This is a genomic window from Nonomuraea sp. NBC_00507 (assembly GCF_036013525.1).
Lineage (GTDB): Bacteria > Actinomycetota > Actinomycetes > Streptosporangiales > Streptosporangiaceae > Nonomuraea.
In genome coordinates this window covers 4,564,713-4,578,787 of sequence record NZ_CP107853.1, presented here as the reverse complement: position 1 = coordinate 4,578,787, position 14,075 = coordinate 4,564,713, and the positions used below count along the sequence as shown (strand labels likewise).

Annotated in this window: 18 protein-coding genes, 1 tRNA gene and 1 pseudogene; 4 read left to right on the top strand and 16 right to left on the bottom strand. The window is 67.8% G+C overall.

The features are described 5' to 3' along the window. The 11 genes and pseudogenes from OHA25_RS22700 to OHA25_RS61465 all read right to left on the bottom strand — a co-directional run. Nucleotides 1-1,644, bottom strand: a complete 1,644-nt coding sequence (locus tag OHA25_RS22700) for an amidohydrolase (protein ID WP_327589497.1) — start codon at nucleotides 1,642-1,644, stop codon at nucleotides 1-3. Next, the gene (locus OHA25_RS22695; protein ID WP_327589496.1) at nucleotides 1,631-2,014 is read right to left on the bottom strand and encodes a nuclear transport factor 2 family protein; all 384 of its coding nucleotides are present in this window, start codon (nucleotides 2,012-2,014) and stop codon (nucleotides 1,631-1,633) included. Before OHA25_RS22695 ends, OHA25_RS22700 begins: the two co-directional genes overlap by 14 nt. Nucleotides 2,015-2,630: 616 nt before the next feature. Then, entirely contained in the window at nucleotides 2,631-3,101 is a 471-nt protein-coding gene (locus tag OHA25_RS22690) for a hypothetical protein (RefSeq protein WP_327589495.1), read from the bottom strand. 7 nt (nucleotides 3,102-3,108) lie between these two features. Continuing rightward, the gene (locus OHA25_RS22685; RefSeq protein WP_327589494.1) at nucleotides 3,109-3,450 is read right to left on the bottom strand and encodes a hypothetical protein; all 342 of its coding nucleotides are present in this window, start codon (nucleotides 3,448-3,450) and stop codon (nucleotides 3,109-3,111) included. Then, entirely contained in the window at nucleotides 3,438-3,938 is a 501-nt protein-coding gene (locus OHA25_RS22680) for a hypothetical protein (RefSeq protein ID WP_327589493.1), read from the bottom strand. The genes OHA25_RS22685 and OHA25_RS22680 overlap by 13 nt, the downstream gene beginning before the upstream one ends. Nucleotides 3,939-4,007: 69 nt before the next feature. Further along, entirely contained in the window at nucleotides 4,008-4,172 is a 165-nt protein-coding gene (locus OHA25_RS22675) for a hypothetical protein (RefSeq protein ID WP_327589492.1), read from the bottom strand. After that, nucleotides 4,166-4,723, bottom strand: a complete 558-nt coding sequence (locus OHA25_RS22670; RefSeq protein ID WP_327589491.1) for a hypothetical protein — start codon at nucleotides 4,721-4,723, stop codon at nucleotides 4,166-4,168. Before OHA25_RS22670 ends, OHA25_RS22675 begins: the two co-directional genes overlap by 7 nt. Next, nucleotides 4,713-5,213 (bottom strand): hypothetical protein, encoded by a 501-nt coding sequence (locus OHA25_RS22665; RefSeq protein ID WP_327589490.1) that lies wholly within the window; start codon nucleotides 5,211-5,213, stop codon nucleotides 4,713-4,715. Before OHA25_RS22665 ends, OHA25_RS22670 begins: the two co-directional genes overlap by 11 nt. Continuing rightward, nucleotides 5,210-5,953 (bottom strand): hypothetical protein, encoded by a 744-nt coding sequence (locus tag OHA25_RS22660; RefSeq protein WP_327589489.1) that lies wholly within the window; start codon nucleotides 5,951-5,953, stop codon nucleotides 5,210-5,212. The genes OHA25_RS22665 and OHA25_RS22660 overlap by 4 nt, the downstream gene beginning before the upstream one ends. Nucleotides 5,954-6,091: 138 nt before the next feature. Then, on the bottom strand, nucleotides 6,092-6,256 hold the full coding sequence (locus tag OHA25_RS22655) for a hypothetical protein (protein ID WP_327589488.1): 165 nt from the start codon (nucleotides 6,254-6,256) through the stop codon (nucleotides 6,092-6,094). Further along, a pseudogene (locus OHA25_RS61465) lies at nucleotides 6,253-6,456 on the bottom strand (DUF6338 family protein); the annotation flags it as partial. The gene OHA25_RS22655 and the pseudogene OHA25_RS61465, both read right to left, overlap by 4 nt. 114 nt (nucleotides 6,457-6,570) lie before the next feature. On the opposite strand from OHA25_RS61465, the gene OHA25_RS22650 reads away from it, so the two are divergent. After that, the gene (locus OHA25_RS22650) at nucleotides 6,571-6,885 is read left to right on the top strand and encodes a hypothetical protein (protein ID WP_327589487.1); all 315 of its coding nucleotides are present in this window, start codon (nucleotides 6,571-6,573) and stop codon (nucleotides 6,883-6,885) included. 462 nt (nucleotides 6,886-7,347) lie between these two features. Here OHA25_RS22650 and OHA25_RS61460 read toward each other — a convergent pair whose 3' ends face one another. Next, the gene (locus tag OHA25_RS61460) at nucleotides 7,348-7,605 is read right to left on the bottom strand and encodes an HNH endonuclease (protein ID WP_442942202.1); all 258 of its coding nucleotides are present in this window, start codon (nucleotides 7,603-7,605) and stop codon (nucleotides 7,348-7,350) included. A gap of 313 nt (nucleotides 7,606-7,918) precedes the next feature. Then, nucleotides 7,919-8,335 carry a MarR family winged helix-turn-helix transcriptional regulator gene (locus OHA25_RS22645; RefSeq protein WP_327589486.1) on the bottom strand — a complete coding sequence of 139 codons (417 nt, stop codon included), beginning with the start codon at nucleotides 8,333-8,335 and terminating at the stop codon, nucleotides 7,919-7,921. 300 nt (nucleotides 8,336-8,635) lie between these two features. Here OHA25_RS22645 and OHA25_RS22640 point away from each other — a divergent pair, with 300 nt between their 5' ends. Then, the gene (locus OHA25_RS22640) at nucleotides 8,636-10,489 is read left to right on the top strand and encodes an extracellular catalytic domain type 1 short-chain-length polyhydroxyalkanoate depolymerase (RefSeq protein ID WP_327589485.1); all 1,854 of its coding nucleotides are present in this window, start codon (nucleotides 8,636-8,638) and stop codon (nucleotides 10,487-10,489) included. A 428-nt stretch (nucleotides 10,490-10,917) separates the two neighbouring features. Here OHA25_RS22640 and OHA25_RS22635 read toward each other — a convergent pair. Continuing rightward, nucleotides 10,918-10,991, bottom strand: a tRNA-Arg gene (locus tag OHA25_RS22635). 195 nt (nucleotides 10,992-11,186) lie between these two features. Between OHA25_RS22635 and OHA25_RS22630 the strand changes: the two genes are divergently transcribed. Further along, nucleotides 11,187-11,969: a phosphotransferase gene (locus tag OHA25_RS22630; protein ID WP_327589484.1), complete on the top strand. Its 783-nt coding sequence runs from the start codon at nucleotides 11,187-11,189 to the stop codon at nucleotides 11,967-11,969. Further along, on the top strand, nucleotides 11,953-12,906 hold the full coding sequence (locus OHA25_RS22625; protein ID WP_327589483.1) for a cobalamin biosynthesis protein: 954 nt from the start codon (nucleotides 11,953-11,955) through the stop codon (nucleotides 12,904-12,906). The genes OHA25_RS22630 and OHA25_RS22625 overlap by 17 nt, the downstream gene beginning before the upstream one ends. Before the next feature lie 38 nt (nucleotides 12,907-12,944). On the opposite strand, the gene OHA25_RS22620 is transcribed toward OHA25_RS22625, so the two are convergent. Together OHA25_RS22620 and OHA25_RS22615 are read right to left on the bottom strand one after the other, a co-directional pair. Continuing rightward, nucleotides 12,945-13,178 carry a hypothetical protein gene (locus OHA25_RS22620; protein WP_305916358.1) on the bottom strand — a complete coding sequence of 78 codons (234 nt, stop codon included), beginning with the start codon at nucleotides 13,176-13,178 and terminating at the stop codon, nucleotides 12,945-12,947. Between the two features lie 83 nt (nucleotides 13,179-13,261). After that, nucleotides 13,262-14,062 (bottom strand): exodeoxyribonuclease III, encoded by an 801-nt coding sequence (locus OHA25_RS22615; protein WP_327589482.1) that lies wholly within the window; start codon nucleotides 14,060-14,062, stop codon nucleotides 13,262-13,264. Nucleotides 14,063-14,075: the final 13 nt, after the last annotated feature.

The following is a 14,075-nucleotide window of genomic DNA, read 5'->3' as shown; positions in this document are numbered from 1 at the left end:
TCAGCAGCCGGCGCGATGGACGACCTCGCCTCGCACGACGGTCGCCCGCACGGAGACCTCGGCGATGTCCGATGCCGGAACGGCATGCAGATCGCGGTCGAGGACGACGAGGTCCGCGACCTTGCCGACCTCGATCGTGCCCACGTCGTTCTCGGCGAAGTTCGCGAAGGCCGAACCATAGCAGTAGTCCCACAGCATCTCGTCGAGTCCGAGACGCTGCGCCTGGTCGAGTGGCGGAGCCATCTCACCGGGTTCGGCACGGTTGACACCGACATGCACGATCTCGAAGGGGTCGAACGTCGTCACGGGCCAGTCGCTGCCCACGGCCATCGGCGCTCCGGCCTCCCGCAGGCTCCGGAACAGGTACTGCCAGCGCGCCCGTTCCTCCCCGACAAGCACGACCAGCGGATCCTCGCCGGTCGGCGCGCGGTGCGCCCACCTCGGCTGGGCGTTCACGATGGCGCCGAGCCTGCCGAAGCGTGCGATGTCCGCTGATCGCAGCAGCGTCACGTGGGCGATCTGGTGCCGAGCGTCCCTCGGCCCGTTCACCTCTCGCGCGGCTTCAATCGCGTCGAGCGCTTCGGTGATCGCGCGATCACCGATGGCGTGCACGTGCACCTGGAAACCGTTCGCGTCCAGCCGGGTGACCGCCTCGGCCAGAGCGTCGGGGACGAGCATGGAGATGCCGTGATCTGGTTCGGCGCCGGGGTGATGCGCCAGGTAAGGATCGGACAGCGCCGCCGTACGGGATTCGCACACCCCGTCCTGGAAAATCTTGACCGTTCCCACTCGGATGAGCGGATGCACTCGAGCGGTGTCGCGGGCCTTGACCAGATCGTCGATCTGCTCCAGGCCCCGGTTCCGGTCCCAGCGCAGCGCCAGGGAGACCGTGGCGCGGAGAGTGCCTTCGAACGCGGCGTCGAGGTAGGCGTCGAGCATGGGCAGGTCGTGGGGGTCATACCCGACGACCGCATCGTGCCAGCGGGTGATCCCAGCCGCGAAGAGCTGCGGCTGCACGACGAGGAGCGCGTTCTTCAACTCGTTCTTCGTCGGCGGGGGAACCAGGCTGCGCACGAGTTCCATCGCGGTCTCATCGAGCCTGCCGGTCGGTTCGCCGTCAGCGTCACGCACGATGCGCCCTCTCGGGGGGTCCGGCGTGCTCCGTGTGATCCCGGCTCTGGCGAGGGCCGCCGAGTTGACCCAGGCGAAGTGCTGGGAGTATTCGACCAGGAAGGCGGGACGATCGCCGGTCACCTTATCGAGGAGGCCGCACAGTCCGGTGGCGTCGGGGAATCTGTCGAGGGCCCAGCCACCGCCGAGGATCCAGCCCTGCGGAATGCGCTCAACGTAGTCCGCAACCAGGCGCTGATAATCCTCGACGCTTTCGCCATGCGTGAGGTCGCAGCGCATTGCGTTGAGGGCGCCGATGACGGGATGGATATGCGCGTCGTGAAAACCGGGCAGGACCGTCGCCCTTTCGGCGTCGATGACCGACGTTCCCTTACCGATCCAGTCCTTCGCCTCGTGATCGTCGCCGATTGCCACGATCCGGTCGCCGCGGATCGCGACGGCCTGCGCGCGCGGCACGCCGGCGTTCAGCGTGCGGACCTCCGCGCCACGGATGACGAGACTAGGGTGCGTCAATGTAGGCGATCCTTCCGAACTCGAAGAGGTATTCGACCCGCCCCGAGACCGTGTACGACGGCCCCGACCGCATCGGCCCGATCGGGCATTCCGGCCAATCGCGGAAGACCCGAATCTCCGTCGTGATGGTGGCGCTCAGTCTGCTGCCGTCGATCTCGATGTCGCTCGCTGAGATCTCCTCGTCGAAGTAGGTCCACGCCTCGCGATAGAAGGCGAACATGGCAGCCCGCCCCCGCATCGCCGGCATGACATCACCCCAGTCGAAGACGAGCTCGGGCGACAGGTAGGTCTCGAGTTCGTCGAAGTCGTGCGCGTTGAACGCCGCCACATAGCGGCGGTACAGGGCCTTCAGATCGCGCGGTTCGCTCACCCGTGAGCCTTCCTCTCATCGGCCACTTGCGGTATTACGCCACATCGCCCGTAACCGGCCGGCACCCATGCGGGCGCTTTCTGCCTGGTGGAATCACCTCATGGCCGGTCGGGCTCTCCGCGCCCGCATGCCTCACCGGAGCCTGCGCGCTCCCACGATCACCGCACAGCAGCCCCGGAGCATGGGACGCCCGTCCCAGCCCCCGCACGCCGGCCGGCCACGCGCGAGGCTCGGCGTGTCCCCGACAGCTGTCCCTTGCGACAACTGTCACCGACGTGGACCTATGCGGTCGCGCATATGGCCTGGACGCCAAGGGCTGGCGTAGATCAAGTGGGAGAAAGGGCCGACCGTGACCTCGTGGAGGAACCAGTCGAGCACGGACGTGTCTTGCTGCCCCACCATCCCGGTTACGGCACGTCCTCGCGCTTCGGGTCGCTCGCCACGGGCAACGCCTCGAATATTTCTACGCGGTCTTCCTCGACCAGCACGCTCGCGATGGCAGGAAGCGGCGAGGTGGTCGTGCAGGACGGCGACTGCGGTGCGGATTGTCAACCTCGGAGTGGCGCGGCACCCACGAGTGGGTGGTCTACCACACACCGACGGCCGCGCATGCGACCTACAGGTGACATCTGGCGGTTGCGGAGGGCTTCTTCGGCAGGCCGAGGGTGTGGAGGGTGCTCTTCACGTACGACGGTGCGCGGAGCCATCCGTGCTGGACCGCACCGCTCTGACGGGGCGTGTGGACCACCGGGCCACGCTTGGCGTAGGGGTAGACGTATTGAGTCAGCGCCAGGGTGTCGCCGGGCGGGCCGTACCACTCCAGGCGGTAGCAGGGACCGAGCCTGCCCTTCGGGCGCGCGCCGAATGCTTGGGGCAGGCCCCGGTAGAGCGCCGCGTGCGCGGCGGTGCCGGTGCGCAGGCTGTTGAGACGGTTGTCCCTGGCCTGGCTGCCGGGCTTGACCACGATCAGCGCGGACAGGCCAGGGCCGGTGAGCTCAACGTGGGAGATGGCCTTGGCCTGGGCGGGCGCGGCCATCAGGACGGTCAGCAGGATCACCGGTACGGTGAGGGTGAGAAGTCTTCTCATGACCGCTCTACCTTCTGTAGAGACGAGAGGTTCCGAGCAGGTGCGCCGCTCGCAGCCGTACCACGCGCAACGCCAGCCGCAGCGCGGCCGCGCGCCTGCCGGGTGCCACCAGCCTGCCCGCTCGCCAGAGCAAGCGGAAGCCCGTCAGCGCCCGGTCTTCATAAAGCGCCAGCGGGCGGGCGCACGGACGGCGGCCCGCCAGCACGGGGAACTCCTCGGCCAGGTGCGGGTCACGGCACGAACGCACCACGACCGTCACGGCCAGCACGCCGCCGAGCGCAGCCGCGATCGACGAGCAGCCCCCGCAGGCACTGTCGGCGACCACGACCAGCCGCTCTACCAAGGCCACAGTCCCCACGCGAGCGCGGCGACCGTGGCGACGCCCGTGACCGAGGCCAGCAGGCGGGCGTTCATCGACCAGACATCGCTCCAGCCGCCGTCCTCGCTGTGGCCGATGCTGGCCGCCGCCATGATCCAGCGAGCGACCGCGAAGCCCGCCCCGGCCGCCAGCGCGCCATTCCATGGCAGTGCGAGCAGCACCGCGGCCAGCACGAGGTGGGGGAGGGAGGAGGGCGAGTACGTCCGCATCCCGGTGCCCATCTCGAAGCCGAACTGGATGCCTCCCAGCACCCGCCCGCGATGCAGCACGTGCTCGGGCACGAGCCTGGCGTTCTCCGGCACCGGCAGCTTGATCAGGCCAACCTCACGCAGGAGTACGGCGGCCGCCAGCATGGCGAGCGCCGCCAGCCGTACCGGCAAAGGCAGAAGGCCCTGCACGATACCGCCCAGAATCACCCCGACGGCGGCCACCGTCAGCGCGCCCAGCAACAATCCCACGCCGAAGTAGGCGAGGGCACCACGACCGCGCCAGACCGACGCGCTCAGCAGGAATGCCGAGTTGTGGCTTCAAGTGCTGCCGGAGTTCGCGTATCCGGCATTGAGCCCCGCGAAGAAGAAGACGAGCGCCAGCGGGCCCTCCACTGTGATCGGCAGTACCGTCCCCAGAGCGATGGGGACGGCCAGCGTCAGCGGATTGAGGGCCAGCCGGCGAAGGGCAGGCGGCATCAGCACATCGAGATCGTCAGGTCGGTGTGGTGCGTGCCGTCACGCCAGGTCACGGTGGTGACGGCGTCGGAGCAGATGTACTGGTGGCCGCCGGACTTCCAGCGCCAGGCGTTCTTGGTCGAGGTGCTGCCGCAGCTGTCGTCGATGCGCGCCGCGTTGGTGTACTTCTCCTGGTCGGAGGCGCCGGGCTTGTGCGTGCGACTGCCCTCGAAGTGGCGGCGCGTGCTGTTGCACGGGTAGGCGCCCATGCGCCAGCCGCCGAAGCAGACGGCCTTGCCGTCGCCCCACCAGTTGTTGCGTCCCTCGCCGTAACCGCCGCCGGGGTAGGACCTCTCGCAGCTGTTCTCGTCCCAGACCGAGGTCGGCCCGGCCGCCTTGGCCTGCCGCCTATTCAGCGCCCAGTCCAAGGGGACGAGCGCGGCGGCCATCACCGAGACGGCCATGCCCTTCACCAGGGTGCGGCGGCTGGACGGCAACGCGCCGATCAGGTTTCTGACCCGGCTGGGCTGGGCGCCCTCCGGCATGGCGTCGATCGCCGGGATCTCGTCAAAGCGCATGGCTGCTCCTCGCAGCTAGAAGTGAGTTCATCAGCTCGGGCAGGTCCGTGTCGCCGTAGATAAACCGGCGTGCGATGACCGCCCCCGAAGGATCGATCGCGAACAGGCAGGGCGCGTACCCCTCATACAACTCGCGCCACTGGCCGGCGTCGGCGAGCACCTGGCCGGTGGTGAACACCTCGGCCATCTCCTTCTCGACGACCAGCCCGAGGACGCGGACGCCCGGCCAGGAGGACTCGTGCAGCGTCGTCCACGCCTGATGGCAGACCGCGCAGGTGCTGTCCATAAGGAGGACGACCGACGCCACCTCGCCGTCCTGCGGCCGGAGCGCGGGAACGACCGTCGTGCTCTCGTTGTCCAGCCGTGCCGTGTTCGGGTTCAGCACGTTCTGCTCCAGCGCGCGCAGCCTGGAGTAGACCGCCCCGACGGCGACCAGCGTGAACAGGGAGAAGAGGAGTGCGAGCAGCGAGACGGCCAGCGGCAGGCTCACGCCGCCCACGCGACCTTGAACCCGGCCAGGACGTCCTCGACGAAGCCTTCGTCGGCCGCGCGGAAGGAGCCCGCCTCCGGGTCGAAGGTGAACTGCACAGTGAAGACCGCGGTGCTGTTGGCGTAGATGTACTTGTGCTCGTACGACGTGCCGCCGACCCTGGCCTTCTGCTCCGGATCGAGGTCGAGCGGAATCTTCCACACCTCCGCGTCACCACGGCTGGCGCCCCGGAACTCGGGCAGCGTCTCGCGGGCGGCACGGGCGTCGCTCGCCATCACGATGAGCCGGTCGTTGCGCCCGATGACCTTGGTCGCGAACTGCTGCGTCGCCGCACGCACGCGCGGCCTGAGCGTGGCGCCCTCAGGGTTGTCAGTGAACTCGACCGCCGCGACGAGCGCGTTGAGCACCGACCGGCGTGGCGCTGGACCGGCGAACCACGTCTTGGCCTCGTTGTACGGGCCGACCCAGACCAGGCAGCTGTTCGTGCGGTCGATGCTCTCGTAGAGGGTGAGGTCGTAACCGTGGCGGCGGAAGGTCTCGACCCGACCACCCGGGAAGATGTGCGTTGGCAGGGCGCTGTTGCCGCCCTTCTGGACCAGCGTGAAGGCGCGGGCGAAACCCGGCCCTGCCATCTTGGTGAGTCCGTGCCATTCGAGCGCGCCCACCGAGTCCGGCAGCTCGATCGTCAGCCGGGCGGCATCAGCCGCGGCGCGCGTGAACCGGGAAAGCATGATCGTCATAAATGTGCCCCCAGGAAGGAGCGGTCGCCCCAGACCGCATGATCATTTCTAGCTTTGACATTATGAGGACGCCACCCGAAACAGCAATTGATATGGCGACAACAGGACTTTCCTGATATGACTAACGATCTTCGGTCGCTAGGAATCCTCAAACAGGAAGGTCTCTGGGTCCAGGCCCCAAACGGGCATCCACCACGTGGGCCGGCTTCCTGCGCTTCCGCCGCGGTTGTCCAACTGGCTGCGGTGCATATCGATCTCTTCAGGCGCGAGGCGCAGCGTCTCCTCCTCATCGGGCTGCGTCACGTCGTCTCCTTTGCGTCGTGGGCTGGTTTGTCCGGGGTGTTACTGAGAAACTCCAGCAGGTCCACATCCTGAACCCGCACGTAGAAACCCCGCGTCCGACCGGCTCTCGCCCTGAAGCTGCCGTCGCCGTTCGTCTGATATGCCTGCTCAATGAACAACTCGGGCGGCTCTGGGTAAAGCGCTGGCGAATGAGTGCGGCCCGTACCACCCGCTAACCCAGTCTCAGCTCTTCAACTTGGCCCGATGAAACAGTGCGGCCGGTCACGGAGTCGCTCCAGAGCGCTGTTGTGTGCAGCGTGCACTGCCCTGGCAACATGCAGGCACTCCAGACCTCGCGGCTGTGGGAGGCACGCTTGGAGTGCATGCGCCGCCGCGACATACCTGGCAGCCACTTCACGGTCGACACCGACGCCTGGCTCCTAGCCACCGAACTCGACGCCCTGGCCATGGCCACCAATCTCAACGCCACCCTCCATGATCACCACGGCACCCTCTTTCAAGCCCGATCCGCAGCCCTGTACCGCCTCCGCCAAGTGGCCACCTCAACAATCCTCTCCCTCGACGAACCTGAAGGAGCCGGGCAGGAACACCCCGCCCTCGGCGGGCCAACCGCCCACAGCGGACACTGACGGAGCCGGATGGTACAAACCCCGGCGCGCTCTTTCACCGGCTACCGCCCCGGGACGATCCCCGGCCCACACGGCAAAGGTATCCATCAGCCGCTTGACTGTCGTCAACCGCTGATTGGACATTCGCGTCCACCAATCGCGGTAGCAAGTGGCTCGTGTCAACCACCGGGTTACCTCCGCGGCTACCCGAATGCAACCGTTTCTGGACGACGTCCTGCCCGTGAACGCCGCGACGTAAGGGGGCGCTTGGTCGGCGGTCTGCTGGCGGCCAAGACCAGCTGACCTTTGACCTGCACCTGGCCGAGTACAGTAGCCGGGGGCATCGCAGCCCCCCGGCCCTCACAGATCCGGACGTGACGTAGGGTAAGCCGCCGACGAGGTGCCAGTTGACCTGGCCCTTTTCCGACGGCTCCCCACCGAACCAGCCGTGCCCGCTTTCCGTAGCAGCTGGCTCTCCAGTGCTCATCGTGGTCTGCGTGTGGGACATCTGGCGTGGATGTCCTCGTGGCAGACGCGGCAGATGACCAGGGTCTTGCGCCGGCGGGAGGCCATGCGCGTGACCCAGTCGGGTGGTTGTTTCCGCCCCTTGGAGTTGAGATCTTTGAGTGCGCGAATGTGATGGACTTCGATCTTGTCCGTGGAGCCGCATAATTCGCAGACCTCGGCCAGGAGCCGTTGGACCAGCTCCGACCGGTGTCCGTTCCAGATGCGTGAGTCCACCACGACCCGAAGGCCACGGCGTGGACCGAGCTCGGTATCGAGTACGGCACGGTAGCGGCGGTAGACCTGGGGACCGTGATCCGGTACTTACGGGCCAGGGTCTTGGTCAGCGACCACATCCCATAGGACCAGCGCTTGAACTGCCGCGCGGTGTGTCTCCGTCGAATTCCTGCCAGTGCAGTGCCGTACCCGTGGGAGTCCCGATTCGATCGCTTCTGTGGTTGGTCGAGTCCGGCGCTGTGGTCCGTGGCTGGCCACGGACCACAGGATGGCCAGGGCGACGGTGGTGGCTTCTGCGAGCGAAGGACTGGGATCAGGGCCGCATGTCCGGATGGAGGGCTCGGGCACACAGCGTGAGCGCTTCCGCGAGTGTCGTGCGGTCCGGGTCGTCGATCTCGGCGAGCATGACGGCTTCGATGCTGTCGAGGGAGCGGTCGCATCGCCGGAGGGTGCTCAGGCCTTTCGGGGTAAGGCGGGTGCGCAGAGCGCGGCCGCCACGGGGATGCGGGTCGCGGCGGATCAGGCCGCGTTGTTCGAGATCGCGGATGACCAGGTTCATCGCCTGCGGGGTGACGAAGGCGATACGGGCCAGGTCGGCCGAGGATGGGGCGTCGCGCAGGCGCAGCTCGCTGAGCGCCATGTATTCGGTGGTTGTCATGCCGTGCCGGGCGAGCGCTTCATCCAGGCAGGCGCGGATGCGGCGTTCCAGCCGGAACACCAGGTAGCTCACACGGGGCGGCGGTGCGTCCGGCACAGCGGCCGCGGGGACACCCGGATCGGTCACCAGGAGACGATATCGCGCCCCCGTCAGAACGGGCTCCGATGTAAGTTTCCCACACCCATATCAAGGATCTTGATAGCAAGTTACTTGATAACCAGGGAAAACGGCTCTCTGCCAGGTGAACTGGCGGGCATGCGCACCAAGCGTGCATTGACGGTGGATCGGGGCCCTTCTATTTTCCAGCGACCGACGTCAATACGCGGCGGACCGATCCGCGGCGCGCTGCGGATATGGAGAGGAGGAGCGCGAATGAGACGATTGACCACGGTGCTGGCTGGTGCCTGCGCCGCGGCGCTCTTTGCCGTCATGACCGTGGTACTCGGATCGCCGGCCGTCGCCGCCACCCTGGTGGAGGTGACCAGCTTCGGCAACAACCCGGGCAACATGCGGATGCACGTCTATGTGCCGGACTCCCACCCGGCCTCGCCGGCGATCGTGGTTGCGATGCATGGCTGCGGCGGCACCGGTCCCGGCTTCTACCAAGGCAGTGAGTTCGCCTCGCTGGCGGATCGATACGGCTTCATCGTCATCTACCCGACCGCCACCCAGTCGGCAGGGTTCGGCAACTGCTTCGACACCTGGTCAGACGCGGCCAAGCAGCGCGGCGGCGGCAGCGATCCGGTCTCGATCACCTCGATGATCGACTATGTCGAGCGGAACTATCAGGGAGACCCGAACCGTGTCTACGCCACTGGAAGCTCGTCCGGCGGCATGATGACCCAGCACATGCTCGCCGTCTACCCGGACGTGTTCAAGGCAGGGGCCTCCTTCATGGGTGTGCCCTTCAACTGCTTCGCCGGCGCCTCCGACTACCCGCCCGGAAGCAGCAGGTGCACCGGCGGGAGCATGGACCGAACACCCCAGCAGTGGGGCGATGCGGTCCGCCAGGCGTACCCGGGATATTCCGGCCCCCGCCCGCGCATGCAGCTGTGGCACGGCACCAGCGACACACTCGTGCCCTACTCGCTGCTGCGAGAGTCGATCGAGCAGTGGACCAATGTGTTTGGGCTGAGCCAGACCCCGACCAGCACCGACACCCCGCAGGCAAACTGGAACCGCAGCCGGTACGCCAATCAGTCCGGCACCGTGCAGGTGGAGTCGTACAGCATCCAGGGCGCCGGGCATGCTCTTCCGCAGAGCGGTATGGCCCTCTCCGCCATCGAGTTCTTCGGCTTGACCACCAGTCCGACCGACACCACGCCGCCGACCACGCCAGGCACCCCGGTCGCGTCCAACGTGACCGCCGCCAGTGCCACGCTGACCTGGACCGCGTCCACCGACCAGGGCGGCTCCGGCTTGGCCGGCTACGACGTCTACCGGGAGCAGGGCGCCACCGACCCACAGCTCGGCCAGTCCACCACCACCTCGATCACCCTGACCGGACTGAGTGCCAACACCCAATACCAGGTGTACGTACGGGCGCGTGACGGCGCGGGCAACCTGTCGGGCAACTCCGCGCCGGCCACCTTCACCACGGCCGCCACCGGAGGCGACACCACGCCGCCGACCGCCCCGGCCGGGCTCACCGCCTCGGGCACCACCACAACCGGCACCGGCCTGACCTGGACGGCCTCCGCTGACGACACCGGTGTGACCGGCTATGAGATCCTGCGCGCTCCCGGCGCGACGGGCGGCATGTTCACCCAGGTCGGCACCTCGGCCACGACCTCGTTCACCGACACGGGCCTGACTGCGAACACCACCTACCGCTACCAGGTCCGGGCGCGCGATGCCGCTGGCAACGTCTCACCGGTCTCCAACACCGTCCAGATCACCACTCAGGGAGGCACGACCGGTTCCTGCTCGACCACCCCGACCGTGCAGTCCCAGTGGGGGAACGGGTATGTGATCCAGCCGCTGACCATCACCAACACCAGCACCTCGACGATCACCAGCTGGACCGTCACCTTCACCCTGCCGGCCGGGCACACCCTGACCGGCTCGTGGAACGCCACCATCACCACCAGCGGCCAGACCGTCACGGTCAGAAGTGTCAGCCACAACGGCACGCTCGCGCCGGGAGCCAGCACCACCAGCTTCGGTTTCCAAGCGAGCAGGCCCAACGGCAACACCGCCCTGCCGTCCGGCTATACCTGCGCCTGACCATCAGCGCGCTTCCCTGATCACGGCCCCGTCATTGGCAGGTGGGACCGGACCGTGATCAAGGGATCCGCGTCGGCGGGAGAACCGGCTGCGTACCGCCATCGTGCTGTGGCAGGGCCGGGCGACCAAAATCCCGCGCGAGCCGGCTCGATCTCTCCAGTCCCGCGGTACGGCTGGCGGAACCGGTGACCGGGACCGCTGCCAGGGCCACTCGGTGCGCCTCGCGGCCCCGCTTGCCCTCCACCGCGCCGTGCTGGAGCAGAGCGTCGCCCTCGCGACAGGCGCCGACCCGGCCGCGCGCAAGGCCTACCGGGTGTACTCCACCCTGTGGGGTGCCAATATCCTGTTCATCAGCCTGAGCTGCGAAGTCTTGATGAGTGGCTGGCCCGTCCGATCCCGCATCACCGCAGGTCAGACCATGATCAAAGCGCGCCCTGCAGGATTCGAACCTGCGACCGTCGGATTAGAAGTCCGGTGCTCTATCCAGCTGAGCTAAGGGCGCTCCCGCCTTATTGTGCATGATCCTGCGACTTGTCACGCACTCGTTTTCCCAGTGTCAGCCATCCAACCCGGTGACACCCCCCGCGAGCAGCGTTCCCGCAGGCCATGATCCCCAGCCTCCAGCCGGCTCCATCGCCTGGAGGCGGGCGGAAAAGGCGGGGCGATCGTGGGGCGGGAAGGTCTAAGCTGTCGTGGCATGGTTGCGACGCTCCTGCATGAGATCCCCCTGCAGGGCGGGGATGTGACTGACGGGGTGGTGCGGGTCGGGGACACCGTGCGGAGACCGGTCAGTGCGTCCACGCCCGCCGTCCACGCCCTCCTCCGGCATCTTGAGGCCGTCGGGTTCGCAGGGGCGCCGCGCGTGTTGGGCGTCGATGGGCTTGGGCGGGAGATGCTCACCTACCTGCCGGGCGTCAGCGGGTTGCGGCTGGAGAGTGTGACGGATGAGGCGCTCGAAGGTTTAGGGCGCTTGTTGCGGGACTATCACGATGCGACGGCTGGGTTTCCGCTGACCTTGGACGGATGGGAAGGCGGGTCGAATGATGACTTGGCGCCGGAAGTTCTTGGGCATTGTGATTTAACGCCGGACAACGTGATCTTTCAGGCGGGACGCCCCTACGCGCTGATCGACTTCGAGCTGGCCCGGCCCACCACTCGGCTTTTCGACGTCGTGACCACGCTGCGGCACTGGGCGCCCATCGCCGATCCCCTCGATCGGGCCCCGCTGCTCCGCAATCTCGACGTGGGAGCCCGCCTGCGGCTCTTCTGCGACGCGTACGGCCTCCCGCCGCGCGATCGGCGGCGGCTGCTGGAGCTGGCCAGGCTCCGCTTCCAGCGCTCCTACACGGTCATGCGGGACCGCGCCGCGGCGGGCGGCAACTGGGCGAAGATGTGGGCGGGAGGCTCCGGTCAGCGCATCCGCCGGGCGGCGGCCTGGCTGGATGTGCACGAAGATGAGCTTCATGCCCATTTGGTATGACCCCCTCGGCCTCGCTCTCGGCGTAGCACTCGATCGGCTGCTCGGGGATCCGAGCAGCGCCGCCCACCCGGTCGCCGTGTTCGGGCGGGCTGCGGCAAAGCTGGAGCAATCCCTGTACGGCGACACGAAGGCGCAGGGAGTGCTTCATGTGGCCATCTGCGTAGGGGGCGCGGCGGGGATCGGCGTTGCGGTGCAGCACATCCCCAGCCCCAAGGCCCGTACGGTCGCCACAGCCCTCGCCACCTGGGCCGTGCTCGGCGGCACCACGCTGGCCCGCGAAGGCGCCTACATGGCCGACGCCCTCGAACACGACGACCTGGACCGAGCCAGGGCCAGGCTGCCGCATCTGTGCGGGCGGGATCCCGCCGCGCTGGAGGCGGCCGAGCTGGCGCGGGCCACGGTCGAGTCGCTGGCGGAAAACACCTCCGACGCCGTCGTGGCGCCGTTGTTCTGGGGTGCGGTGGCGGGGGTGCCGGGGTTGCTGGCGTACCGGGCGATCAACACTCTGGACGCGATGATCGGGCACCGGTCACCGCATTACCAGCGGTTCGGGTGGGCGGCTGCCCGGCTGGACGACGTGGCGAATTACGTGCCGGCCCGGGTGACGGGGCTGCTCACCGTCCTGGCCGGGCCGGATCGGCGGCAGGCGCTGGCCGTGCTGCGGCGCGACGGGCACCGGCATCCCAGCCCGAACGCCGGCCGCTGCGAGGCCGCGTTCGCCGGCGCGCTCGGCGTCACCCTGGGCGGCACGAACATCTACGGCGGGCGGACCGAGCACCGTCCCACGATGGGCGACGGCCCCAAGCCCGGCGTCGGGGACATCCGGCGTGCCGTACGCCTGACCGGGATGGTGAGCCTGGCCGCGGCCGGCGCCGCCGTGGCCGCTTCCTTCTTGCTGAACCGAGCCACGACAGGCCGCCGACAAGGAATCCGGTAATCGGTCAGAGCGGATGGTAATCAGCAAAACGTCATTTTTCACATGACGCTGTTCAGGTTGATCACCAGCCAGATCACGAATATCGAGATCAGCGTTATTCCGATCATCGCCTTGGCGGCACTGTTCGCGACTTCCTTCCTGGCCGTCACCTGCTTGGCGCTCTGCTTCCACACCTGACGCATAATGATCATGGTCTGGAAGCGGCGGCCGAGGGCGAATACGGCCACGGCGAGGAGGATGAATAAGAAGACGCGGCCGTCTGCAGATTCCACGGAGACCCCCTGTGGCCTTGAAGAGGTTTAATGCCCCCGAAACATTTGAGAACACAGGATACTCGGACGGCTGCGATTTGTAATTAGATTTCCGGGTCGAGGTCCACCACGATCGGCGCGTGGTCGGAAGGCCCCTTCCCTTTGCGGGCCTCGCGATCGACGTACGCCGACCGCACCCGGCCCGCAACCTCCGTGCCGGCGTACACGAGGTCGATGCGCATCCCCTTGTTCTGGTGGAACATCCCGGCCCGGTAGTCCCAGTACGTGAACGGATGCGGCCCCTTCATCGGCGTCGGCACCACGTCGTGCAGGCCCAGCGCGCGCAGCGCGGCCAGGGCCTCGCGCTCGGCGGGGGTGACGTGGGTGGCGCCGACGAACAGAGCCGGATCCCACACGTCGGCGTCCGTGGGCGCCACGTTGAAGTCGCCGCACGCCACCAGCGGCAGGTCCATCTCCGCGGCCAGCGCATCCCGCAACGCGGCGAACCACTCGAGTTTGTAGAGGTAGTGGGGCGAGTCGACGGTACGGCCGTTCGGCGCGTACAGCGACCACACCCGCATCCCGCCGCAGGTCGCGCCGATCGCGCGGGCCTCCGGACGGGCCGGGCCCACCGCGTCCAGCTCTCCGAAGCCCGGCTCGCCGGGAAAGCTCAGCGTCACCTCGTCGAGGCCGACCTTGGACAGCAGAGCGACGCCGTTCCACCGCCCGTCGCCGTGGGCCGCGGCGGCGTAGCCCAGTGCGCCCACTTCCGCGATGGGGAACACCTCGGCCGGGCACTTGGTCTCCTGCAGGCAGACGACGTCGGGCTTGGTCTCGGCCAGCCAGTCCAGCAGCCGGGGCAGGCGTGCCTTGACGGAGTTGACGTTCCAGGTAGCCAGGCGCATGCCCCTAGCGTCT

Bases quoted from the DNA above. Each gene is read 5' to 3' on its own strand.
- OHA25_RS22625 (WP_327589483.1), top strand. From the start codon at position 11,953: ATGCCCATTTGGTATGACCCCCTCGGCCTCGCTCTCGGCGTAGCACTC.
- OHA25_RS22640 (WP_327589485.1), top strand. From the start codon at position 8,636: ATGAGACGATTGACCACGGTGCTGGCTGGTGCCTGCGCCGCGGCGCTC.
- OHA25_RS22630 (WP_327589484.1), top strand. From the start codon at position 11,187: ATGGTTGCGACGCTCCTGCATGAGATCCCCCTGCAGGGCGGGGATGTG.
- OHA25_RS22660 (WP_327589489.1), bottom strand. From the start codon at position 5,953: ATGACGATCATGCTTTCCCGGTTCACGCGCGCCGCGGCTGATGCCGCC.
- OHA25_RS22670 (WP_327589491.1), bottom strand. From the start codon at position 4,723: ATGCGCTTTGACGAGATCCCGGCGATCGACGCCATGCCGGAGGGCGCC.
- OHA25_RS22690 (WP_327589495.1), bottom strand. From the start codon at position 3,101: ATGAGAAGACTTCTCACCCTCACCGTACCGGTGATCCTGCTGACCGTC.
- OHA25_RS22650 (WP_327589487.1), top strand. From the start codon at position 6,571: ATGCAGGCACTCCAGACCTCGCGGCTGTGGGAGGCACGCTTGGAGTGC.
- OHA25_RS22615 (WP_327589482.1), bottom strand. From the start codon at position 14,062: ATGCGCCTGGCTACCTGGAACGTCAACTCCGTCAAGGCACGCCTGCCC.